This is a genomic window from Cryobacterium algoricola (genome assembly GCF_004402485.1).
GTDB classification, from domain to species: domain Bacteria; phylum Actinomycetota; class Actinomycetes; order Actinomycetales; family Microbacteriaceae; genus Cryobacterium; species Cryobacterium algoricola.
Window position 1 is genome coordinate 299,528 of the sequence record NZ_SOFG01000024.1, and the last position, 21,832, is coordinate 321,359.

The 21,832-nt window shown below is 69.3% G+C and carries 23 protein-coding genes; 18 read left to right on the top strand and 5 right to left on the bottom strand.

Going from position 1 to position 21,832, the window contains the following annotated elements; genetic code table 11:
* Positions 1–6 precede the first annotated feature (6 nt).
* From E3O44_RS18465 to csrA, 15 genes are all read left to right on the top strand, one after another.
* Positions 7–486 carry a flagellar hook assembly protein FlgD gene (locus E3O44_RS18465; protein WP_134536498.1) on the top strand — a complete coding sequence of 160 codons (480 nt, stop codon included), beginning with the start codon at positions 7–9 and terminating at the stop codon, positions 484–486.
* A gap of 73 nt (positions 487–559) precedes the next feature.
* Positions 560–1,756: a flagellar hook protein FlgE gene (locus tag E3O44_RS18470; protein ID WP_134536500.1), complete on the top strand. Its 1,197-nt coding sequence runs from the start codon at positions 560–562 to the stop codon at positions 1,754–1,756.
* A 146-nt stretch (positions 1,757–1,902) separates the two neighbouring features.
* Positions 1,903–2,208 (top strand): flagellar FlbD family protein, encoded by a 306-nt coding sequence (locus tag E3O44_RS18475; protein WP_134536502.1) that lies wholly within the window; start codon positions 1,903–1,905, stop codon positions 2,206–2,208.
* Positions 2,208–3,020 (top strand): motility protein A, encoded by an 813-nt coding sequence (locus E3O44_RS18480; RefSeq protein WP_134536504.1) that lies wholly within the window; start codon positions 2,208–2,210, stop codon positions 3,018–3,020. Before E3O44_RS18475 ends, E3O44_RS18480 begins: the two co-directional genes overlap by 1 nt.
* The gene (locus tag E3O44_RS18485; RefSeq protein ID WP_134536506.1) at positions 3,017–3,931 is read left to right on the top strand and encodes an OmpA/MotB family protein; all 915 of its coding nucleotides are present in this window, start codon (positions 3,017–3,019) and stop codon (positions 3,929–3,931) included. The genes E3O44_RS18480 and E3O44_RS18485 overlap by 4 nt, the downstream gene beginning before the upstream one ends.
* 117 nt (positions 3,932–4,048) lie before the next feature.
* Entirely contained in the window at positions 4,049–4,957 is a 909-nt protein-coding gene (locus tag E3O44_RS18490) for a flagellar motor switch protein FliM (protein ID WP_241976428.1), read from the top strand.
* The gene (gene fliN, locus E3O44_RS18495) at positions 4,954–5,652 is read left to right on the top strand and encodes a flagellar motor switch protein FliN (protein WP_134536508.1); all 699 of its coding nucleotides are present in this window, start codon (positions 4,954–4,956) and stop codon (positions 5,650–5,652) included. The genes E3O44_RS18490 and fliN overlap by 4 nt, the downstream gene beginning before the upstream one ends.
* On the top strand, positions 5,653–6,222 hold the full coding sequence (gene fliO, locus E3O44_RS18500; protein ID WP_134536510.1) for a flagellar biosynthetic protein FliO: 570 nt from the start codon (positions 5,653–5,655) through the stop codon (positions 6,220–6,222).
* A 143-nt stretch (positions 6,223–6,365) separates the two neighbouring features.
* Positions 6,366–7,166, top strand: a complete 801-nt coding sequence (gene fliP / locus E3O44_RS18505) for a flagellar type III secretion system pore protein FliP (protein ID WP_134536603.1) — start codon at positions 6,366–6,368, stop codon at positions 7,164–7,166.
* Positions 7,166–7,441, top strand: a complete 276-nt coding sequence (gene fliQ / locus E3O44_RS18510) for a flagellar biosynthesis protein FliQ (protein ID WP_134536511.1) — start codon at positions 7,166–7,168, stop codon at positions 7,439–7,441. The genes fliP and fliQ overlap by 1 nt, the downstream gene beginning before the upstream one ends.
* On the top strand, positions 7,441–8,199 hold the full coding sequence (locus E3O44_RS18515; RefSeq protein ID WP_134536513.1) for a flagellar biosynthetic protein FliR: 759 nt from the start codon (positions 7,441–7,443) through the stop codon (positions 8,197–8,199). Before fliQ ends, E3O44_RS18515 begins: the two co-directional genes overlap by 1 nt.
* The gene (locus tag E3O44_RS18520) at positions 8,200–9,414 is read left to right on the top strand and encodes an EscU/YscU/HrcU family type III secretion system export apparatus switch protein (RefSeq protein ID WP_134536515.1); all 1,215 of its coding nucleotides are present in this window, start codon (positions 8,200–8,202) and stop codon (positions 9,412–9,414) included.
* A complete protein-coding gene (locus E3O44_RS18525) occupies positions 9,411–11,462 on the top strand; it encodes a flagellar biosynthesis protein FlhA (RefSeq protein WP_134536517.1) in 2,052 nt (683 codons plus the stop codon). The genes E3O44_RS18520 and E3O44_RS18525 overlap by 4 nt, the downstream gene beginning before the upstream one ends.
* Positions 11,437–12,618 (top strand): hypothetical protein, encoded by a 1,182-nt coding sequence (locus E3O44_RS18530; RefSeq protein ID WP_134536519.1) that lies wholly within the window; start codon positions 11,437–11,439, stop codon positions 12,616–12,618. Before E3O44_RS18525 ends, E3O44_RS18530 begins: the two co-directional genes overlap by 26 nt.
* Positions 12,615–13,001 carry a carbon storage regulator CsrA gene (gene csrA / locus E3O44_RS18535; RefSeq protein WP_241976429.1) on the top strand — a complete coding sequence of 129 codons (387 nt, stop codon included), beginning with the start codon at positions 12,615–12,617 and terminating at the stop codon, positions 12,999–13,001. Before E3O44_RS18530 ends, csrA begins: the two co-directional genes overlap by 4 nt.
* Before the next feature lie 103 nt (positions 13,002–13,104).
* Here the strand turns inward: csrA and E3O44_RS18540 are convergent, their stop codons facing one another.
* From E3O44_RS18540 to E3O44_RS18560, 5 genes are all read right to left on the bottom strand, one after another.
* Positions 13,105–14,187 carry a glycoside hydrolase family 130 protein gene (locus E3O44_RS18540; RefSeq protein ID WP_198416025.1) on the bottom strand — a complete coding sequence of 361 codons (1,083 nt, stop codon included), beginning with the start codon at positions 14,185–14,187 and terminating at the stop codon, positions 13,105–13,107.
* An 86-nt stretch (positions 14,188–14,273) separates the two neighbouring features.
* The gene (locus tag E3O44_RS18545) at positions 14,274–15,128 is read right to left on the bottom strand and encodes a carbohydrate ABC transporter permease (protein WP_241976430.1); all 855 of its coding nucleotides are present in this window, start codon (positions 15,126–15,128) and stop codon (positions 14,274–14,276) included.
* Positions 15,125–16,078 (bottom strand): carbohydrate ABC transporter permease, encoded by a 954-nt coding sequence (locus E3O44_RS18550; RefSeq protein ID WP_134536521.1) that lies wholly within the window; start codon positions 16,076–16,078, stop codon positions 15,125–15,127. The genes E3O44_RS18545 and E3O44_RS18550 overlap by 4 nt, the downstream gene beginning before the upstream one ends.
* Before the next feature lie 6 nt (positions 16,079–16,084).
* Positions 16,085–17,386 carry an extracellular solute-binding protein gene (locus E3O44_RS18555; protein WP_134536523.1) on the bottom strand — a complete coding sequence of 434 codons (1,302 nt, stop codon included), beginning with the start codon at positions 17,384–17,386 and terminating at the stop codon, positions 16,085–16,087.
* 162 nt (positions 17,387–17,548) lie between these two features.
* Positions 17,549–18,574 carry a LacI family DNA-binding transcriptional regulator gene (locus E3O44_RS18560; RefSeq protein WP_134536525.1) on the bottom strand — a complete coding sequence of 342 codons (1,026 nt, stop codon included), beginning with the start codon at positions 18,572–18,574 and terminating at the stop codon, positions 17,549–17,551.
* A gap of 195 nt (positions 18,575–18,769) precedes the next feature.
* On the opposite strand from E3O44_RS18560, the gene E3O44_RS18565 reads away from it, so the two are divergent.
* The 3 genes from E3O44_RS18565 to E3O44_RS18575 form a co-directional block, all read left to right on the top strand.
* A complete protein-coding gene (locus E3O44_RS18565) occupies positions 18,770–19,702 on the top strand; it encodes a cytochrome c oxidase assembly protein (protein WP_134536527.1) in 933 nt (310 codons plus the stop codon).
* A gap of 103 nt (positions 19,703–19,805) precedes the next feature.
* Entirely contained in the window at positions 19,806–21,275 is a 1,470-nt protein-coding gene (locus E3O44_RS18570; RefSeq protein ID WP_134536529.1) for a lipase maturation factor family protein, read from the top strand.
* Positions 21,268–21,832: phytoene desaturase family protein (locus E3O44_RS18575; protein WP_134536531.1), on the top strand; the 565-nt coding region annotated here is incomplete at its 3' end. The genes E3O44_RS18570 and E3O44_RS18575, both read left to right, overlap by 8 nt.

Genomic DNA, 21,832 nt, shown 5'->3' on the forward strand with positions numbered 1-21,832 from the left:
GAACCCATGACGATCGAAGCCATCGTGGCCGCCTCGGCAGCCGGAGCAACGGGAGCAGCGACCGCGACCGCCGGCGTTTACAGCGGATCGACGACAGCGCGCACGCCGAGCCAGAGCCTCGATTCGGAGGCCTTCATGAGGTTGCTCGTCACGCAGCTGAAGAACCAGGACCCGAGCTCGCCGATGGACTCGAACCAGATGATCAGTCAGACCACTCAGCTCTCCATGATGGAGAAGCTCACGGCGCTGTCGACGACCTCCGACGAGAACTTCTCGCTTCAGATGCGCATCGCGGCAGCCGCCCTGGTCGGGCAGAACGTGACATACACGGATGCCACCGGGACCGCGGTCACGGGAGTCGCCTCCGCCGTGTCCTACGCCGGTTCGGTGCCCCAGGTCACGGTCGGGGGAGTGAACGTCAAACTCGACGCGATTTCCGGAGTGACGACCCCGGCGACACCGGTTGCCGCGGCGACCACGACCTGACGCACGACACAGCCCTTCCGGCCCCCAGTCACCACACGCTTTCCACCCTTACCGTTTCGAAAGGCAGCATCCCATGCTTCGTTCCCTGTATTCCGGAATCTCCGGCCTTCGCGCGCACCAGACCATGCTGGACGTCACCGCGAACAACATCGCCAACGTCAACACGACCGCGTTCAAGTCCTCATCGGCACAGTTCCAGGACACCCTGTCCCAGCTGACCCACGGCGCGGGCTCGCCCCAGACCGTCGTCGGCGGCACCAACCCGGCCCAGGTCGGCCTCGGCGTGCAGGTCGCGGGTATCTCCACCAACTTCGCCCAGGGCTCCACCCAGTCGACCGGTCGCGCGACCGACATGATGATCTCCGGCGACGGCTTCTTCGTCACCCAGCTCGCCGGTCAGACCCTCTACAGCCGCGCAGGAGCGTTCGACTTCGACGCCCAGGGCCGGCTTGTGTCGCCGTCCGGCGCGCTCGTACAGGGCTGGAACGCCGACGCGGCGGGCACGGTCAATCAAGGAGGGGCGCTAGGCACGATTACCCTGCCGCTCACAACCATTCAGCCGCCATTGGCTTCAGCGAAGGCCACCGTGACCGGCAACCTGCCGGCGGATGCGGCCCCTGATGCGACCGTGGTCCGCGAATTCACGGCGTATGACAAGACCGGCGCCGCGATCCAGGTCTCCTTGACGTTCAAGAACACGGCGGCGATTGGTGTCGCCCCGACCTGGAGCGTCTCGTCACCTTCGTCGACGGACACGCCTCTTCTGACGTTCGCCGGTGGGGTAATGACGTCGACGCCGAACAAATTCACTGCAACAGTCAACGGTGTCGATATCGATGTCGACCTCAGCACGATCTCGGGCGCTGCCAAGCTCAGCGTGTTGACCGCCACGAGCACCGACGGCCACGCGGCCGGCTCGCTGACGTCGTTCACCCTCGGTGCCGACGGCACCCTGACCGGTCTGTTCAGCAACGGCAAGCAGCAGTCGATCGGCCGGATCGCCCTCGCGACCTTCACGAATCCCGGTGGTCTCGAAAAGGCCGGATCATCGGAGTACCGGTCGACCACGAACTCGGGAACCGCCGTCCTCGGCGCCGCCGGGTCCGCCGGAATGGGCACCCTGACCAGCGGCTCCCTCGAGATGTCGAACGTCGACCTCTCCCAGGAGTTCACGAACCTGATCGTCGCCCAGCGCGGTTTCCAGGCCAACGCCCGCATCATCACGACGTCTGACGAGGTCCTGACCGAGCTGACAAACCTCAAGCGGTAGTCCCGTAGAGCTTCGGCGCGTTCGTGGCCGGGTCCGTCGAGGACCCGGCCACGGGCATCCGCCGGCCCGGAACTAACCTTCGGCGTCCGACGACCGACAGTGGTGCCTGACGGTCGGTGTGACCGTCGAGACCAGGGACGGGCCCCATGATCGTTGTGACACGGCTAAACGACAGCCAGTTTGCGATCAACCCCGACTTGATCGAGCGCATCCACGCCAGCCCGGACACGACCCTGGTCATGGTCGACGGGGCGAAGTTCATCGTCCTCGAGACCCTCGACGAGATCATCGAGAAGATCGCCCGCTTCCGGGCGCACGTGATCTCGCTCGCCTCCCTCACCGACGACCGCGACTACCGGTCCGGCGCCCGCTCCCTCGAGATCCCGACGGGACCGCACGCGATCGAGGACCAGGTCCAACCGGGCAGCGGGCAGCGCCCGCGGAGGCTCTGATGGATCCGGCAACCCTGATCGGGATCGCCCTCGCCTTCGGCTCCATGGTCGCCATGATCTCCCTCGAGGGATCGACGATCATGTCGATCCTGCTGCCGGCACCGATGATCCTCGTCTTCGGCGCCACGATCGCCGTCGGCATCGCCGGCGGAACCATCAACGACGCCCTCAACGCGTTCAAGGCGCTTCCCAGTGCGTTCAAGGGAAAGACCACCCCACCCCAGGACGTGATCGACCAGATCGTCGTGCTCGCGGAGAAGGCCCGCAGTGCCGGGCTCCTCGCGCTCGAGCAGGAGGCAGACGCGATCGACGATTCGTTCCTGCGCACGGCCCTGCAGAACATCGCGGACGGCACCGACGGCGACGAGTTGCGGATCCTGCTCGAGGACGAGCTCGCGACCGCGACGAAGATCAGCCGGAACGCCTCGAAATTCTTCGTGACCCTCGGCGGGTACGCCCCGACGGTCGGCATCATCGGCACCGTCATCTCGCTCACCCACGTCCTTGAGAACCTCGACTCCCCGGCGACGCTTGGCCCGATGATCGCCGCGGCCTTCGTCGCGACGCTGTGGGGACTCGTCTCGGCCAACTTCATCTGGCTGCCGATCGGCAACCGCCTCAAGCGGCTCTCCGACCTCGAGGTCGAACGGATGACCCTCCTGATGGAAGGAGCTCTCGCGGTTCAGGCCGGCAGCCAGCCGCGGCTCCTCGGCGAACGTCTCAGGGCCATGGTCCCGTCCGCTCCGGCTAAGAAGGCCAGCAAGGCGGAGAAGGCGGACAAGGCAGACAAATCACTGTCCGAGGCAGCATGAGTGCGGCCAAGGGGCGCGGCGGGGCCCGAGGCCGTGGCCGAGGCCGCGGCCTCGAAGAAGAACACGTCGAGCACGTCGACGAGCGCTGGATGGCGTCGTACATGGATATGGTCACCGTGCTGATGTGCATGTTCATCGTGCTGTTCGCGATGTCTTCCGTCGACGAGGTCAAGTTCGTGCAGCTCAAGAATTCCCTCGCGACGGGCTTCGGTTCCGTCGACGTGGGCAAGATCGACACGGCAACGGGTGTGGTCGTCTCTGCCGCGAACGCGAACGCCAATGACCCGGCTGCACAGGACCTCGGCACGACGGGCGCGACCTCGACGTCGACCGCGACCGCAACGGCGACCCCTGCCCCGACGCCCGCGCTCACGGACCTTCAGATCGCGACCCAGGAGATTTCAGAACTCACCTCGGTGCAGGCGGCCCTGCAGGCCGCCGTCACCGCGCAAGGCATCGACTCGATCGTGCAGTTCACGATCGATGCCCGCGGTTTGACCATCGGGCTCGTCGGAACGGACGCGTTCTTCGCCCCCAACCTCGCCACCCTGAGCCCGAAGGCGACGGCGGTCATCGATGCCCTGTCGCCCATCCTCGCAGCCGACAAGCGCGAAGTGAGGGTCGAAGGCCACGCCGACCGGCACGGCGTCACCCTGAATTACGCGACCGACTGGGAACTCTCCTCGGCGAGGGCGACGAGCGTCCTGCGCAGGCTCGTCGAGTCTGGCGGTGTGGCGGGGGAGCGGATCTCCGCGATCGGCTACGGCTCGACCCGCTCCGTCACGACCGCCGATTCCCTCGATGCGATGGCGCAGAATCGCCGCGTCGACGTCGTCCTGCTCTCGAGCGAACCGGATGCCGTCCGCGCGCTGATCCCCTCGATCCTCGCCGGGCAGCAGGCCGGACCCTGAGCGGCGGACGGACGCCAGGCATCCTGAGCCAGGCAGAGCAGTCAACCCGCGCATGATTTCGCCCGGAATCCCGGCGAGCTGCTTACCGGACGGATTCACCGGCCGATAGTTGCAGTCGTGACGGTCCAGGAACAACAGAGCATTGGCGTGCCCGCAGCGCCAGAGCGCTCGGTCGAGGTGTACGACTTCCGTCGTCCGACGACCCTCGCGCGCGAGCACTCGCGCGTTCTCGAACTCGCTTTCGAGACCTTCGCCCGCCAGTGGGGCACCCAGTTGACCGCGAAGGTCCGCGTGATGTCCCAGGTCACCTGCGAGCACGTCCTGATGCGCAGCTACGACGAATACGCGAGCTCGCTGCCGTCATCGACCGCGATGGTGCTCTGCCCGATCGGCAGCCTCGCGGCCAAGGCCGTCATCCAGTTCCCGACCGCGGCGGCCCTGTCCTGGGTCAGCCACATGCTCGGCGGCAGCGAGGGCCCTCCGCTTCCCGAGCGCACCTTCACCCAGATCGAGCTCGCCCTCGTCCGACGCCTGATGGAGGACGCCCTCGAGGACCTGCGCTACTCCCTCGGGACGCTCCTCGTCCTGCCGATCTCGTTCGGCGGCATCCAGTACAACTCGCAGTTCGCCCAGGCCGCGGCAACGAGCGACCTCGTCATCGTCGCGACGTTCTCGATGCGGGTCGGCGAGACGACCTCGACCGCAACTCTCGCGATGCCCGCCGAGACCCTGCTTCCGCAACTCGGGGAGTCTATCCCGGTCATCACCGCGGAAGAGCAGCAGGCGAAGCTGCACGCCCAGCTCGCCTGGGTGCCCGTCGACCTGTCCCTGCAGCTCAGCCCGATCCGGGTGCTCCCGAGCGTCATCCTCGGCCTTGCCGTCGGTGACCTGCTGCCCGTCCCGCACTCCAGGCATCGCCCGCTCGACCTCGTCGTCGACGGGCACACCCTGGCCAGGGCCGCCGTCGGATCCAACGGCTCCCGCCTGGCCTGCATCGTCACCGACACCGAGGAACTGTCCCCATGAGCCCTGCCACGACCGCCATCCGCAATCTCGTCGAGGCCCTGCTCACGGTCCTGCCAACGCCCACCCGCCTGCAGGCGACCCCGTGCTCCGGCGGGGCCCTTGCCGGACGCCTCGGCGCCGGCGTCGTCGCGTCCTTCGTCGGCGTCACGAGCGCCGACCTCGCGATCGTCCTCACCGACCCGCACTCCCTCGACGCCGCTGCCGGCAACGGCGCCTTCGCGAGCCTCGACGTCCTCCGGCCCGCCCTCGACAGTGCCGCGACGGTCCTCGGCATCGGCGTACTCGGCGCCTCCCGCCTCGAAGACGTCACCGCCCTGTTCGCGGATGCCGACACGAGCGTTTTCGAGCTCGCGAGCGAGGGCGTCGTGAGCGCCTGGTTCGCGATCCGCCTCCGCGAGAACGGTGCTGGGTCCGGAATCCCGCAGGCCGAGCACCCGTCCGTGGTCGGAAAGCTCGGCCGGATCAACAGCGTCGAGATGGCCCTGACCGTTGAGATCGGCCGCACCCGGATGTCCGTGCGCGACGTGCTCGCCCTCGAACCCGGCGCCGTGATCGAGCTCGACCGCTCCGCGGGAGCCCCCGCCGACATCCTGTTGAACGGCCGGCTCATCGCACACGGCGAGATCGTCGTCGTCGACCAGGACTATGCCGTGCGGATCACCCAGATCCTCGATGTCGCCGAGAGCCTGGGCTAGATGGACACCCTCCTCGTCGCCCTCCGCGTCGCGCTGTCGCTCGCCGTCGTCGTCGGACTCCTCTGGGTCCTGCAGCGCCGCATGCAGAAGGGCACCCGCCGTGGCCCCAAAGCCAGCCTCGTCTCGGTTGTCGGCCGGCAGGGTCTCGGCCAGAAGGCATCCGTCGTCGTCGTCGACGTCGAGGGCCGGCGCTTCGTGCTCGGAGTGACCGAACAGTCCGTCACCGTGCTGCACGACGCGGTGAGCCCCGCGGAGAGCTTCGCCACGACGTTGCACGCGGCGGATGCCGACGCGGACTCGCGCGCCACGACGGGTCCTTTCGCCCGGGCGGACGCCTCCACCGCGCGCGCGTACGAGGGTGCGGCGACCGCAGCAGCGGCCGACGACGAGGCACTTCCGGCGCCGCTCACCTTCCGGCCCCGTCACGACAGGGGCACCCGCGCGGCAGACCCGGCCGTGCGCGACGAGTCGGGACCGGGCTCGAGCTCGCGGCCGAACCGTCTGGCCGGATCGATCCTCTCGCCGGCGACGTGGCAGCAGACTGCCGCGGCACTCCGGCAGGGACGGTGAGCACCCGCACCGTGCGCCCCGCCCTGTCCGGGCTTCGTGCGCTGCGCTCGGACGGACTGCGCCCGAACGCGCTCCGTTTCGGCGCCGAGCGCTCCGACTCGCTGCGTTCCGCCGACCGGCGCCGTCACGCACGACTCCTCGTGATGGCGGCGCTCGTTCTCGTCATCGTCGTCGCCGTCGTGCTGCTCGCCACGAGCGCGGGCCACGCCGCGACGGTTGCCCCGGTCGCGCCCATCGACCCGGTCGCGCCGAGCACTCCGACGCCCGCGGCAGGCACCGGGCTCAGCGTCGACATCAACGGCCCGGACGGTTCCCCGTCGTCGGCGATCGTGACCCTGATCGGGATCACCCTGCTCTCGGTCGCCCCGGCCCTGCTGCTGATGATGACGAGCTTCACCAAGATCTTCGTGGTGCTCGCGATGACCAGGAACGCGCTCGCGCTCCCGTCGATTCCGCCGAACCAGGTGCTCGCGGGCCTCGCCCTGTTCCTGTCGCTGTTCATCATGGCGCCCGTGCTCACCGACATCAACAACCACGCCCTGCAGCCCTACCTGAACGGCACGCTCTCGTTCGACGACGCGGTCACGATCGGCTCGGCGCCGCTGCGCACCTTCATGCTCGCCCACACCCGTGAGGAAGACCTCGCCCTGATGACCAGGGCCGCCGACCAGGCCAACCCGGTCAGCCGTGACGCGGTGTCCCTGCTCACCCTGATCCCGGCGTTCATGATCTCCGAGCTGCGCGCGGCCTTCATCATCGGCTTCGTCATCTTCATCCCGTTCCTCGTCATCGACATCGTCGTTTCCGCCGCACTGATGTCGATGGGCATGATGATGCTGCCGCCGGTGATGATCTCGCTCCCGTTCAAGATCCTGCTGTTCGTGCTCGTCGACGGTTGGGGACTGATCATCACGACCCTCATCACGAGTTACCGGGGTGGCTGATGGACACCAACGCCATTCTCGACATCGGCATGCAGGCGATCATCGTCGCGGGCAAGCTCTCCGCGCCGATCCTGATCACCGCCCTCGTCGTCGGTTTCGCCATCTCCCTGCTGCAGTCGATCACGCAGATCCAGGAGGTGACGCTCTCCTTCGTGCCCAAGGCGATCGCCGTCTGCATCGCCCTGCTCATCTGCGGGCACTGGATGATCTCCGAGATCGTCTCGTTCACGACCGCGCTCTTCGACAAGATCCCGACCCTCATCGGCGGCGGCTGATGAACATCACCCTCGACTTCACCTGGATCGAGGCCGTCATGCTCGCCGGGGTGCGCCTCATCGCGTTCCTCGTGATCGCCCCGCCGTTCTCCTACAACGCGTTCCCGCTCCGGATCAAGGGCATGCTCTCGCTCGGGCTCGCCCTCGCCGTGTCGCCCGTCGTCACCCCCGGCTACGTCTCCCCGGACACCGGCGGCTTCATCCTCGCGCTCCTGCTGGAAATCGTCGTCGGCGGAATGCTCGGCTTCCTCGTGCTGATCGTGTTCTCGGCCGTGCAGTCGGCCGGCAACCTGATCGACCAGTTCGGCGGATTTCAGCTCGCCCAGGGCTTCGACCCGCAGGCGATGGTCAACGGCGCCATGTTCACCCGGCTCTACCAGATGACCGCCCTCGCGCTCCTCTTCGCGTCCGGCGGCTACCAGCTCATCATCGGCGGCCTGACCCGGAGCTTCACGGCCATCCCGATCGGCGGGGGAATGGACCTCGCCGCCCCGGTCCAGGCCGCGACGAACGCCGTCGGCCAGCTGCTGCTCTCCGCCGTGCAGATCGCCGGCCCGCTCATCGTCGTGCTCTTCCTCGCGGATGCCGGCCTCGGCCTGCTCACCCGGGTCGCGCCGGCGCTCAACGCCTTCGCCCTCGGCTTCCCCCTCAAGATCCTGATCACCCTCACCCTCGGGGCGAGCGCCTTCGTCGCGCTCCCGCGCATCGTGTCCGCACTCACCGACACCGCCGTGTCGACCGTATTCGGGGTGAGGTAGATGTCGGACTCCGGCGAAAAGACCGAGCAGGCCACCGACAAGCGGATGAAAGAGGTCCGCGCCAAGGGCCAGCTCTCCAAGTCGCAGGACCTCACCGCCTGGATCGGCATCGGCGCCGCGGCAGCCCTCGCCCCCGTCACGATCAGCCTCGGCTCCCAGGCCGGCTCCAGCCAGCTCGACGGACTGCACGCGATCATGGCCGATCCGAGCCCCGAACTCGCCGAACAGCTGATGGGCGATGCGTTCTCCTCGCTCACCGGCACCCTGACCCCGTTGCTGGCGACCGTGTTCGCCGTCGTGCTCCTCGGTGCCGCCGCCCAGGGCGGAGTGCACCTCAAGAAGCTCGAGGGCAAGTACGACCAGTTCAATCTCGTCACCGGGCTCGGCCGCACCTTCGGCGGCCAGGCGGTCTGGCAGGGTGTGAAGGCCCTGCTGAAGACCGCGGCGGTCGGCGTCGTGCTGACCCTCGTGATCCAGGGCCTCGCCCCCGTCCTGATGACCGCGGGCGGCCTCCCGGTCGCGGCCCTGATCGACGCGGCAGGGGGCGGAGCCGCCTCGCTCGTGCAGGCGGCCATCGTGTCCGGGCTCGTGCTCGCCGCAGCCGACGTCTTCGTGGTGATGCGCCGCAACCGCAAACGCACCCGGATGACCAAGAAGGAGGTCACCGACGAGAACAAGAGCTCGGAAGGCGACCCCAGGATCAAGTCGCAACGCCGCTCCCGGCAGCTCGCCATGAGCCGGAACCGGATGATCGCATCCGTCTCGACCGCCGACGTCGTGCTGGTCAACCCGACCCACTTCGCCGTCGCCCTCCGCTACGAGCCGGGCAAGTCCGCACCGAGGGTGGTGGCGACGGGAGCAGGGAACATCGCCCTGCGCATCCGCGAGCAGGCGGCCACCGACGGGGTGCCGATCGTGCGCGACATCCCGCTCGCACGGGCGCTGCACAGCGCCTGCAAGCTCGGTGACGAGATCCCGGTCGAGCTCTACAACGCCGTCGCCCGCGTGCTCGCGTTCGTGCTCGCGCTCAAGACCCGCGGGTCGAGCTCCGGCTCCGGATACACGACCGGCTACGGCGAGGACGCCGGCGTGCATACCCTCACCCAGGCCGCCCACGCCGTGCCGACGGCCTTCGCCGGAGCCGGCTCCGCCGGGCGCCCGGCCTCACGCTCCGCGTCCCACTCCGCCGCTCACTCCACCGGAGGTTCCCGATGAAGACCACGCTCTCCAGGCTCGCCGTGCCGATCGGTGTGGTCGGCATCATCCTGCTCCTCGTCGTCCCCGTGCCCGCCGTGCTGCTCGACATGCTGATCATCGTCAACATCCTGCTCGGCCTCGTGGTGCTGCTCACGACCATGTTCGTCAAGAAGCCGCTCGACTTCTCGGTCTTCCCGTCCCTCCTCCTCGTGGCGACCCTGTTCCGGCTGGGCCTCAACGTCGCATCCACCCGTCTGGTGCTCGGCGACGGCTACGCCGGCCAGGTGATCGCCTCGTTCGGCCAGGTCGCCGTCGGCGGGTCGATCATCATCGGCGCCGTGATCTTCCTGATCCTCGTCGTGATCCAGTTCGTCGTCGTCACCAAGGGTGCCGAGCGAGTCGCCGAGGTCGGCGCCCGGTTCACCCTCGACGCCATGCCCGGCAAGCAGATGGCGATTGACGCCGACCTCAACGCCGGCCTGATCACCGACACCCAGGCCAGGGAACGCCGGGCCGAGGTCTCCGCGGAGGCCGACTTCTACGGCGCCATGGACGGCGCGTCGAAGTTCGTCAAGGGTGACGCGATCGCCGGGATCATCATCATCATCATCAACCTCGTCGGCGGCATCGGCATCGGCATGATCCAGCGCGGCATGTCGATCACGGACGCGATGAGCACCTACTCGCTCCTGACCATCGGAGACGGGCTCGTCACCCAGATCCCGGCCCTGCTGATGGCCGTGTCCACCGGCATGATCGTGACGCGGTCCAACGCCGAGTCCGACATCGGCGCGACCGCGTCGGCGCAGCTCACCCAGTCCCGCAACGCGCTCATGATCGCCGGCGGCGCGGCCCTCCTGATGGCGCTCATCCCCGGGATGCCCATCCTCCCGTTCGTGGTCGCCGGGGCGAGCCTGCTGCTCGTCTCCCAGCGGATCAAGGCGAGCGAGGCGCGGGAGCAGGTCAGGCAGGCCGCGGCCGCCGTCGCCGAACGTGCGCCGGTGCGCTCGGACACCCCCGAGGACCTGATCGAGTCGATGCGGGTGCACGCCCTCGAGATCCTGCTCGCCTCCGATCTCGTCGACCTCGTCTCGGGAGCCCAGGACGACTTGCTCGCCCGGGTGCGCGCCCTCCGCCGCAAGATCGCGATCGACCTCGGCGTCGTCGTTCCGCCGGTGCGCACCCGCGATAGCGTCGAGCTGCCCTCCGCGACCTACGTCATCCGCATCGCGGGCGTCGAAGCCGGCCGCGGACTCGCCCCGTCCGGCAAGGTGCTCGCCCTCGGCGACAACCTCGACGGCCTCCCGGGCACCGCGACCATCGAGCCGGTCTTCGGCCTCGCCGGAAAATGGGTGCCGAGCGAGATGCGGCACAGCGCGGAGATGGCCGGCGCGACCGTCATCGACCGGGTGTCCGTGCTCGTGACCCACCTCTCCTCGATCGTCACCGGGAACGCGGCGCGTCTCCTCACCCGGGAGGACGTGCGCGTGCTGACCGACGGCGTCAAGCAGGTCAACCCGGCCGCCGTCGACGACCTGATCCCCGGCATGCTGTCCCTCGCCGAGGTGCAACGGGTGTTGCAGGGCCTTCTGATGGAGCAGATCCCGATCAACGACCTCTCCCGGATCTACGAGGCCCTCTCGCTGCGGGCGAAGGCATCGACCGACCCGGAGGGCCTGATCGAGGCCGCCAGGCAGGGTCTCGGCCCGGCACTCGCCGCCCAGTACCTCGACGACGGACTCCTCCGCGTCATCATGATCGAACCCGGCCTCGAGCAGTCCCTGCTCGAGGGCATGCGCGCCTCGGAGCAGGGCACCCAGATCATGCTCGAACCCGCCAGGATCGACGCGATCCTGAGCTCGCTCAAGGCCTCGCTCGCGACCGTCGAGGCGAGCGGGCTGACCGCCGTGCTCGTCTGCGCCCCCGCGCTGCGACCGGCGATCCACCGGCTCGTCTCCGCGCAGACCGGCGGCCTCCCGGTGCTGTCCTACCTTGAGGTCACCTCCGCGAACGTCGCCATCGAAACCGTGGGGGTGGTCCGTGGAACCGAAACGATTTCAGCTTGACGGTCCGACGCTTCCGGAGCTGAAGGCACGCATCCTCGCCGAACACGGGGCGGATGCCCGCATCGTCTCCGCCGAACGGGTCACGGTCGGCGGCATCCGCGGCTTCTTCGCCCGCCGCCACTACGAGGTGACGGTCGAAGTGCCCGAGCGGCGCCGCCGGGCGGCGCACGCCCAGCCGGTGCGGATGGTACCGCTCGAGCGCGACGAGCCGGGCGGCGACGGCGCTGACGCGAGCGGTGACGTGGTGCCGGGACGCGCCGCGCGGCTCGGGATCCTCGCCCTGCTCGAGGACGCCGACGGGGCCGACGATGCGGGCACACTCGGGAGGCAGCGACCCGCCGTCCAGGCCCCGCTGCTCTCGACCGGGTCGGCGGGCTTCGCCCAGCTGATGGACGAGCTCACCTTCACCGTGTCTGAGCCGGTTCCCGAGCCCATTCCTGAGTCTGCGTCCGGGCCGGCGTCCGGTCCGCTGCCCGGGTCCGTGCGCGCGGCGGAGCCGTCCGGTCACGCGACCGAGGCTGGCGCACCGCGGGACGCGGGGATGTACCGGCGACCGGCGACCCTCGTGCCCCGTGCCGGGCATCCGGTGCAGCGACCCGCGGAACCGACCGCCGTGCCGCGACCGTTCACCCACCCCGGAGACCTCGTCGTGCTCGTCGGCACGCCCGCGGAAACCCTGCGGGTCGCCGGCATGATGGCGGCGATGGACGGGGCTGCCGAGGTGCTCGTGGCTGGCTCCGTGCTGTCGGAGGGGGCCCGCCGGGTCGACGACCGCCGCTCCGCCCTCGCGGCCCGCGCCGGGGGAGTCGCCCGCGGGCGCACGTGCTTCCTCGCCTTCGGCATCGGCGAGACCCCGGGCGACCGCGAATACCTCGGCGGCGACCTGCTCATGGTCGGCGCCGACCAGACCTGGGTCGTGGTGGATGCCGGGCGCAAGCCCTCGGACACCGCCGACTGGGTCGGTCTGGTCGCTGCGGTCATCCCGATCGACGCGGTCGCCGTGGTCGGGTCGGCAACGACGTCGTCGCCGGAAACCGTCGACGACCTCGGGATCCCGGTCGGCTGGGTCGACGGCGCCCCTGCCGATTCCGCGACGCTCGGACGGCGGGCACCCCGCCTCCCTGACGCGCCCGATGCCCGCGCTAGGCTGGCATGATGCTGGTTCTCACGCGCAAGCCGGGGGAGAAGATCCTCATCGGCGATGACATCGTCATCACCGTCCTCGATGTACGCGGCGACAGCATCCGCATCGGCGTCGACGCCCCCCGCGGCGTCAAGATCCAGCGCGACGAAGTGCTCCGAGCCGTCATCGAGGCCAACCTTTCCGCGAGCCAGAGCGGGAGTCTCTCCGACGAGGACGCCGAGGCCGCGGAAGCGCACCTCAAGGCCGCCCTCGGCCTATTGCGCCCGCCGACCGCTGCACCCGCCGCTGCACCTACCGTTGCACCCGACGCCGGAGCGCCCGCGACTGCGACGCCAGCGACCCCCGCGGCGGCCACCCGGCCGCCCGTTCCGCGCCCGCCGCTCCCGGCGGAGTGAGCCCCGGCATCCGCCGCTGAATCATGGAAAAAGCACCCTCGCCGTGTCGGCGAGGGTGCTTTTTCCGCAACTGGGCGGATGTTCCGAACGGGGGGTTCCGGAACTATCCGTCAGTCGGGTCCAGGGTGCTGCTGTCCAGGCGGGCGACGCCGATCTTCGAGTCCGCCATTCCGTAGAAGACGTACTGGCGGCCCTCGATCTCCTCGATCGCGGTCGGGAAGACCACGTTCGGCACGATGCCGCTGAGCTCGTCGGGCGTTTCGGCCTTCAGGAGCGGCTCGCTCGTGCGCTGCAGGATGATGGTCGGGTCGTCCGCGTCGAGGATCATGGCCCCCGCCGCGTAGTTCACCTTCTGCTGCTGCGAGAACGCGCCGTCGATCACGCCGGTCACGCCGTGGTGCAGCAGCAGCCAGCCCTCCGGCACCCGCAGCGGAGCGGGACCGCCGCCGATCTTGAGTTCCTCGAAGGCGAACTCCGGCCCGGCGAGGAACCGGTGGCCGCTCCAGAAGGCGAGCTTCGTCACGTCGGCGAGCACGTCCGCAACCGGCACGTAGCTGATCCAGATGCTCTGCCGGGTGTCGGTGACCCCGGCGGGCACCCGGATGCCTTCACCCGGCTTGACCTCCCCGAGGTCCCACATCGGGCGGTGCAGCACCGCGAAGGACTCCACACCGTTCGGTCCCGTGACGGGCTCGGGGAAGAAGACGGTGTCCTTGTTGTGGAACAGGTTGAGGTCCATGTCCAGTGCCTCGTCGAAGGCGAACAGCACCGGGCCGAGCCTGCGCCAGCTGCGGAGGTCTGACGAGACCGCGAGGGCCGTGCGCGGGCCGAGCGGCCCGTAGGCGACATAGGTCATCACGTGCAGGCCGAGCCGCGGGATGAACGTGACGCGCGGGTCCTCGACGCCGGCGTTGTGGGCGCCGCGTTCCCAGCCCTGGTCGGGCTCGAGCACGACGCCGTCGCGTTCGACACCCGTCGGAACGCCGTCGGTGATGATCACGCGGGCGAGCCCGACCCGGGAGACGTTCCCGGTCGCGACGAGCCGCGGCAGCAGGTAGAGGGTGCCGTCCTGCGTGTGCCCGGAGCCGGGGTTGAGCACGCCCTCCGCCTCGAGATCGTTGCCCGGCTCCGGCGTCATGACGACGCCCATCCGGGTGAGCCGGTAGGGGAATGCCGCTCCGGGCATCCGTTTCGGGGCGGATGCTGCCGGTACCGTCCCGGGGGAGGGGGCACGGGCCGGGATGGGGGATGCTGCAGTGGATTCGCGCATGACTAGCCTTTCACGCCGGAACCGATGTCGGTCGAGACGAAGTGTCGTTGGAAGAGGATGAAGAGGATGACGGCCGGTCCGGCCAGCACACAGGCACCGGCGAGGACCGCTCCGAAGGGGTTCGCCGCGGAGGCCGCGACGGTGCTGATGTAGTTGGCGAGGGCGACCGCGAGCGGCTGCATCGAGGCCTGCTTGGTGACCAGGAACGGCCAGAGGAACTCGTTCCACGGGCCGATGAAGGTCAGCAGCACGACGGTGAGCAGGGCGGGGCGCACGAGCGGGATGGCGATCCGCCAGAGCAGCACGACCTCGCCGGCACCATCGATCCTGGCCGCGTCGAAGAGCTCGCGGGGGACCTGCAGGAAGTACTGCCGGAAGATGATCACCGCCGTCGAGTTGATGGCGAACGGCAGGATCATGCCGAGGTAGTTGTCGGCGAGGCCGTAGTCCCTCGCGATCATCACATAGAGCGGGATCATCAGCAGCTGGAACGGAACGACCTGCACGAGCAGCACGAGCGCGAAGGTGATCCCGCGGCCGCGCCACTGCAGCTGGGCGAGCGCATAACCGACGAGCACCCCGAAGACGAGGGTGCCGACGATGACTCCGCCGGTGAAGATGCCGGAGTTGAGCAGGGTCTGCATCAGGTTGACCCGGCTGTTGATGTCCGCGTAGTTCTCGAGGGTGAGGTTGGCCGGGTTCGGGAATGCGCCGGCGATGGAGGTGTCCGGCGACTTCTGCAGTGAGCCGACGATCATGTAGTAGAACGGGAACAGGAACGCCACGGCTCCGATGGAGAGCACGACGCCGCGGAGAATGTTCTGTCCGCGGCTCATGCCGCTGGTCTTTGTGCTCATGATTCGTCACCTCCGGCGATCTTGCGCTGGATGAACGCGATGATGAGCACGCCGATCACCAGGATGATGCCGATGGCGGACGCGGTGTCCGGGTTTCCCTGCTCGATGCCCTTCTGGTACATCAGCAGTACGGGAGAGGTCGATGCCCCGTTCGGTCCGCCGCCGCCGGTGAGCAGGTACGGCTCGGTGAAGAGGTTCGCCCCCGTCACGGTCGACAACAGCAGCACGAGCACCGTCGCCGGGCGCACGCCCGGGATCGTGACGGAGAAGAACTTGCGGATCGCACCGGCCCCGTCCGTCGCGGCCGCCTCGTAGAGCTCGGTCGACACGCTCTGCAGCGCGGCCAGGTAGAGCAGGATGTAGAAGCCGAGCTGCTTCCAGGTCACGAACAGGGCGATCGTGGGCATCGCCCAGGTCGGGCTGATCAGCCAGGACGGGTCCGGAGCGAGCGGACCGAGGATCTGGTTGACGAGGCCGCCGCCGCTGAAGAGGAAGAGCCAGACGCCGACGACCGCGACGCTCGCGGTGACGTAGGGCACGTAGTAGGCGACCCGCAGGAAGGTGCGGCCGCGCACGGCCTTGTTGAGCGCCGTTGCGAGCACGAGCGAGAGCACGACGGTCAGCGGCACGTTGATCAGCAGGAAGATACCGACGTTTCCGAACGAGCGGATCACCGCGGGGTCAGAGAGCACCGTCTGGAAGTTGTCGAGGCCGACGAAGGGGCGGTCGACCTGGGCGCCGGGGGCGGCGAAGAAGTAGTCGTGGAACGCCATGTACACCGCGAAGACGAGCGGGTACGCGAAGACGGCGATCACGAAGACGAGATAGGGGGCGCTGAGCAGGAGCCCGATCGGGTTCCGGCCGAGCCACGGGCGGCGCCGGGTGGCCCGTCCGCCGGGAGCCCGCGTGGGGCTCCCGGCGGACGAGGTCCGCGATTCGGTGACGGTCACGAGGTGCTACTTACTCGAGACCAGGGCGTTGATCTTGTCAGCCGCGCCGCCCAGGGTGGAGGCGATGTCGCCCTGACCGAAGATGACCGACTTCGAGTACGCGTCACGGAACGTCTGCCACACCTCGACCGAGTTCGACACGTTCGGCACCTCGACGGTGCGGGCGGCCTGGTCGCCGAAGGCGACGTATGCCGGGTTCGCGGCGAAGTAGTCCGGGTACGTGGTGGTGAGGTCGGACCGGATCGGCATCTGGCCGGTCAGGCTGAGCAGCTGGCCGTCCTGCGCCTCGCTCGTCGAGAACTTCAGCACGTCCCAGGCCGTGCCCTGGTTCTTGCACGCGGTGTACATGCCGACGTTCTTCGCGTCGCTGAAGGTGTAGGTCTTGTCAGCGGATGTCCCCGCGCTCGTCGGCACCGGAACGGCGCCCCAGTTGACCTTGTCCTTGTACACCGGAACCGCCCACGGTCCCACGATCGACATCGCGGCCTTGCCGTCGGCGAAGGAGTCGCCCTGGTAGAGCTCCTTGTTCGCGAGGCCCTCGGTGTACATGGTCTTCCAGAATTCGGCGACCTTGGCGCCCTCGTCGCCGGTGAACGTCGCCTTGCCGTCTTCGACGAGCTGCTTGCCCCCGGTCTCGGCGGCGTACAGCGGGTAGAAGTCGAACCAGCTCTGGTAGAACTCACTCGTCGGGGAGGGGTAGATCGCGTTCGCGGCTGCCCCACTGGAGACGAGGGCGCGGGATGCGGTCAGGAACTCGTCGTAGGTCGCGAGCTTCGGGTTCTCCGGGTCGAGTCCGGCCTTGGCGAACATGTCCTTGTTGTAGAAGATCATCACGGGGTTGGACTTCCACGGCATCTGGTAGAACTTTCCGTCGGAGGACTCGTACTGGGTCGCGGTGGCGCCGGAGCGGGCCTTGATGTAGGAGTCGCCGTCGGCGAAGCTGCTCAGATCGACGAGGCCGCCCTGCTTCTGGAACTGGGGAACCGCGACCGGGGCCGTGTTGTAGACGAGGCAGGGTGCGTTGCCCGCCGTGATGGCGGCGCCGATCACTTCCTCGCTGCTCTTTCCTGCGGGGATCTCCTGCGCGGTGACGGTTTCATTCGGGTGATCGGCGTTCCAGGCCGTCACCATCTGCTTGCCCCAGGCGATCTCGGTCGCGTTGTTCGAGTACCAGATCGTGATCGGGCCGTGGGCCGTCGTCGCCGCTCCGGCCGCGCCGCCGCCGGACGAGCAGGCGCCGAGGGCGAGGATGACGGCGGCCGATGCCGCTGTCGCGGCGAGGACTCGCCGGGTTCGTGCTGTGTGCATGGTTCTCTCCATTTCGTACCCCGCGGCAGCTCTGCCTCGGGTGAGTGACTGTGGTGCGGCATGCGGGAACAGGGCATGCGGGAGGACTGCGGCCGACGCGGGTCGGTGCAGGACGGTAGGTGCGGTGGCGGATCGGAGGGGAGGGGCGGGGCCGTGCGGCGGCTAGGGTCGCACCGGGGTACCGGCGGAGCCTCGGATGACGAGGCGGCCCGCCGGAAGATCGACGTCGGGTGCCGTGCCGTGCTCCATGAGGTCGAGCAGGGTTCGGCCGGCAGCGCGGCCCCAGTCGCTGGGGGCGGTGCGCACCGTGGTGAGGGCGGGATAGACGTAGCGGGTGAAGTCGATGTCGTCGAAGCCGGTGATCGAGACGTCGTCCGGAACGCGCAGGCCGAGTTCGTGGGCGACGCCGAGGCCTGCGATGGCCATCGGGTCGTTGGCGAACACGATGGCGGTGGGCGGCGAGTCCTGCGTGAGGAGCCTGCGGGCGGCATCCGCCCCCGCCGCGACGGAGAAGTCGGTCTCGATGGACTGCCCGGCCGGCAGCCCGGCCTCGCGGAGGGCTGTGTCGAAGGCGGCCCGGCGGCGGCTGCCGTGCAGGAGCGCCGGGCTGCCTGCGACGTGGGCGATGCGCCGGTGGCCCAGCGAGACGAGGTAGCGCACGGTCTCGGCGACGCCGGGGGTGTCGTCGACCGAGATGCACGGGAACGGGCTCTTGGTGTCCGGCCGGCCGAGGGTGACGGCGGGAAGGCCGAGTTCCTGCAGCAACGGGATGCGGGGGTCGTTGTGCCGGAGGTCGCTCAGGAAGACCCCGTCGACGCGGCCGTCGGAGACGAGTGCGCGGTAGGTGCGCATCTCGGTCGTCTCGTCGGGGACGACGCTCAGGACGAGGGCGAGACCCTGCGGGGCGAGGACGGTCTCGACGCCGGCGATGAACGAGGGGAAGAACGGGTCCGAGCCGAGCACTTCTGGGTCGCGGGCGATCACGAGGCCGAGCGCGAACGATCGCCGGGTGGACAGCGACCTGGCCCGCAGCGAGGGGGTCCAGCCGAGCCGTTCGGCGATCTCGAGGATGCGGACGCGACTCTCGGCGGAGACACCGGGCCGGTCGTTGAGGGCGAAGGAGACGAGGCCTTTGCTGACGCCGGCCTCGCGGGCCACATCAGCGATGGTCACCTTGTTCTCACTCATCGCGCCTCCTCATCGATAGCACCCGCCCACGTTGTCTGAACCGGTTTAGGCCAACCTATACCGGTTTAGTCCCCCTCGTCAACCACCCATCGCACTCATTCCCGCCCGCCCCCCTCCGCGAGAGCGGAGTTGTGGCCCTTAAACCCGCGGCTTAAGGGCCACAAACGTACTCTCGCGGGAGGGCGGGGACGCATAATGGGACGGGCCCCGGACTTCCCGGCGGCACCTCAGCCAGAATGGTCGCTCACGCCTACCTTCCTCGACTTCCTCGGCACCGCCCGGTTCGATCCGGTCGCGGGTGCCGGCATCCTTGTCGCCGCCGCCCTGTACCTCGTGGGCGTTCGCGCCGCGGGCCGCAGGGGGACCGCCTGGCCGCTCCGCCCGACCCTCGGCTTCTTCCTGCTCGGGCTCGGCTCCTGGGCGTGGGTGTCCTTCGGCTTCCTGGGCGCCTGGAGCCTCGACCTGCGCTGGGCGTTCACCACCCGGATCGCGCTGCTGCTCTTCGTGGTTCCGGCGCTCCTGAGCCTCGGCCGCCCGGTCGAGCTGGCCAGGGCCGCCCTCGGCGGGCGCGCGCTGCACGGGTTCAACGCCGTCCTCGGGTCCTGGTTCGTGCGGTTGGTCGGCAACGCCGTCTTCGCCCCGCTCTTCGCGATCGCCGCCTTCCTCGTCTTCCTGACGCCGTTCGCCTTCGTGCTGCGCAGCAATCCGGTCGCCGAGGCGGGCCTGACGCTGCTCGTGCCGCTCGTCGGGCTGCTCATGGTGCTGCCGATCACCGACCACGCGCTGCTGCGCACGAGCCTTTTCATCACCGCCGAATTCATGCTCGCCTTCGTCGAACTCGTGATGGATGCCATCCCCGGGATTCTGCTGCGCCTCAATGAGACCGTGCTCGACGGCGCACCGGCCCTCGTCGGCTCGTTTCCCGCCTGGTTCCCGTCGCCGCTCTGGGACCAGCACCTCTCCGGCGACTTCCTCTGGTTCATCGCCGAGGTCGCCGACATCCCGGTGCTGATCATCCTGTTCCTGCGCTGGAACCGCACCGACCGCCACGAGGCGAAACAACTCGACGAACTCTCCGACGAGGAGATGGCCGCCCTTACCGCGGAACACCTGCGCCGCGCCCCTTGACTCCGGCACTGACCCCGCCCCTGACCCGTCTCCGCGCCCATGACCCGGTGCCGCGCCCCTGACCCTGCCCCGCGGGGCCGGGCGGGGCTAGGGTGACTGCACGATGGATCTCTTCGGTGCCGTCTTCGATGCCGGCGACTACTCGATAGCGCGTCAGGTGCTGCAGCGCGGCGTCGCCGCGATCTTCCTCGTCGCGTTCCTGTCCACGGCCAACCAGTTCCCGGCGCTGCTCGGGGACCACGGCCTGTTGCCGGTGCGCGACTGGGTGTCCCGGCTCCGGTTCCGCGACGCGCCGAGCCTCTTCCACTGGCGGTACTCCGACCGGATGCTGCGGGTGCTGGCCTGGGGCGGCGTGCTGCTGGCCGCGACTCTCGTGGCCGGCCTGCCGCAGCTCGGCCCGCCCTGGCTGCCGATGCTCGCCTTCCTGCTGCTCTGGGCCGGCTACCTGTCGATCGTCAACGTCGGGCAGACCTTCTATTCCTTCGGCTGGGAGAGCCTGCTGCTCGAGGCCGGGTTCGTCGTCGCCTTCCTCGGCTCGAACGAGGTGGCCCCTCCGCTCACGATCATCGTCTTCGTGCGCTGGCTCGTATTCCGGCTGGAATTCGGCGCCGGCATGATCAAGATGCGCGGCGGCCAGGAATGGCGGGACCTGTCCGCCCTGACCTACCATCACGAGACGCAGCCGATGCCGAATCCGCTCAGCTCGTTCGTGCACCGGCTGCCGGCCTGGTTCCACCGCGGCGAGGTGCTCGGCAACCACGTCGCGCAACTCGTGGTGCCGTTCTTCCTCTTCGCGCCCCAGCCCGTCGCATCCGTCGCCGCCGCCGTGCTCGCCCTCACCCAGCTCTGGCTCGTCGTCACGGGCAACTTCGCCTGGCTGAACTGGATCACGATCGTGCTCGTCTTCGCGGCCGTCGACGACCGGGCGTTCCGGACGGTGTTCCCGTTCCTCCCCGGCGGCCCGGCCGGTGCGGCTGTGGCCTCGCCCGCTGCAGCGCCGCCGTGGTTCGTCTGGCTCGTGCTCGCGGTGACCCTGCTGCTCGTGGTGCTGAGCTTCTGGCCGGCCCGCAACCTGGTCGCCCGCAGGCAGCTGATGAACGCGAGCTTCAACCGGTACCACCTCGTGAACGCCTACGGGGCCTTCGGTACCGTCACGAAGAAGCGTTACGAGATCATCGTCGAGGGCAGCTCCGCCGACGATCCCGGCGACGAGAAGGCCTGGCGCGCCTACGAATTCCACGGCAAACCGGGGGACCCGGCCCGCCTTCCCCGCCAGTTCGCGCCCTATCACCTGCGGCTCGACTGGCTGATGTGGTTCCTCGCCCTCGGCGTGCGCGATACCCGGTGGTTCGAGATGTTCCTGGTGCGCTTGCTCGAGGGCGACCGGCCGACCCTGCGGATGCTGCGGGTCAACCCGTTTCCCGACGCCCCGCCCCGGTACGTGCGCGCCCGGCTGTTCCACTACCGCTTCGCCACGGGTGCGGAGAAGCGCCTGACCGGGGACTGGTGGGTGCGCACCCCGGCCGGGTTCTACGTGCGGCCGGTCGCCCTCCCGCGAGGCCCCGATGCCTGACGTGAACGTGGTCGGGGCCGGGCCGAACGGTCTCGCCGCCGCGGTGGTCTGCGCGCGGGCGGGCCTGTCGGTGACCGTCACCGAGCGCGCCGCCATGGCCGGAGGCGGCCTCCGCACCGGCGAGCTCACCCTGCCGGGCTTCCGGCACGACCTCGGTTCCGCGGTGCACCCCGCCGCGCTCGCCTCCCCGTTCTTCCGCGCCTTCGGGCTCACCGAGCGGGTGCCGTTCGTGATCCCGGAGGTGTCATACGCGCATCCGCTCGATGCCCGCCGCGCCGCCGTCGCCTACCGGGACCTCGACCGCACCGCCGCGGGCCTCGGCCCCGACGGCCCGGCCTGGACCCGGCTGCTCCGCCCCCTGGTCGACCGGATCGACGGCGTCGTCTCCTTCACCGGCCACCAGCTGCTGCGCCGGCCGGACGACCCGCGCGCCGCCCTCGAGTACGGCCTCCGCGTGCTCGCCCTCGGCACCCCCGCCGGGCGGATGCTGTTCCGCGGCCCAGCGGCGCCGGCCCTCCTCTCCGGGGTGGCGGCGCACGCTCCCGGCCGCCAGCCCG

Coding starts and splice junctions, on each gene's coding strand:
- E3O44_RS18480 (WP_134536504.1), top strand. CDS start 2,208: ATGGATCCGGCAACCCTGATCGGGATCGCCCTCGCCTTCGGCTCCATG.
- E3O44_RS18485 (WP_134536506.1), top strand. CDS start 3,017: ATGAGTGCGGCCAAGGGGCGCGGCGGGGCCCGAGGCCGTGGCCGAGGC.
- fliP (WP_134536603.1), top strand. CDS start 6,366: ATGGCGGCGCTCGTTCTCGTCATCGTCGTCGCCGTCGTGCTGCTCGCC.
- E3O44_RS18465 (WP_134536498.1), top strand. CDS start 7: ATGACGATCGAAGCCATCGTGGCCGCCTCGGCAGCCGGAGCAACGGGA.
- fliO (WP_134536510.1), top strand. CDS start 5,653: ATGGACACCCTCCTCGTCGCCCTCCGCGTCGCGCTGTCGCTCGCCGTC.
- E3O44_RS18520 (WP_134536515.1), top strand. CDS start 8,200: ATGTCGGACTCCGGCGAAAAGACCGAGCAGGCCACCGACAAGCGGATG.
- E3O44_RS18515 (WP_134536513.1), top strand. CDS start 7,441: ATGAACATCACCCTCGACTTCACCTGGATCGAGGCCGTCATGCTCGCC.
- E3O44_RS18545 (WP_241976430.1), bottom strand. CDS start 15,128: ATGAGCACAAAGACCAGCGGCATGAGCCGCGGACAGAACATTCTCCGC.
- E3O44_RS18555 (WP_134536523.1), bottom strand. CDS start 17,386: ATGCACACAGCACGAACCCGGCGAGTCCTCGCCGCGACAGCGGCATCG.
- fliQ (WP_134536511.1), top strand. CDS start 7,166: ATGGACACCAACGCCATTCTCGACATCGGCATGCAGGCGATCATCGTC.
- csrA (WP_241976429.1), top strand. CDS start 12,615: ATGATGCTGGTTCTCACGCGCAAGCCGGGGGAGAAGATCCTCATCGGC.
- E3O44_RS18565 (WP_134536527.1), top strand. CDS start 18,770: ATGGGACGGGCCCCGGACTTCCCGGCGGCACCTCAGCCAGAATGGTCG.
- fliN (WP_134536508.1), top strand. CDS start 4,954: ATGAGCCCTGCCACGACCGCCATCCGCAATCTCGTCGAGGCCCTGCTC.
- E3O44_RS18570 (WP_134536529.1), top strand. CDS start 19,806: ATGGATCTCTTCGGTGCCGTCTTCGATGCCGGCGACTACTCGATAGCG.
- E3O44_RS18560 (WP_134536525.1), bottom strand. CDS start 18,574: ATGAGTGAGAACAAGGTGACCATCGCTGATGTGGCCCGCGAGGCCGGC.
- E3O44_RS18475 (WP_134536502.1), top strand. CDS start 1,903: ATGATCGTTGTGACACGGCTAAACGACAGCCAGTTTGCGATCAACCCC.
- E3O44_RS18525 (WP_134536517.1), top strand. CDS start 9,411: ATGAAGACCACGCTCTCCAGGCTCGCCGTGCCGATCGGTGTGGTCGGC.
- E3O44_RS18470 (WP_134536500.1), top strand. CDS start 560: ATGCTTCGTTCCCTGTATTCCGGAATCTCCGGCCTTCGCGCGCACCAG.
- E3O44_RS18540 (WP_198416025.1), bottom strand. CDS start 14,187: ATGCCCGGAGCGGCATTCCCCTACCGGCTCACCCGGATGGGCGTCGTC.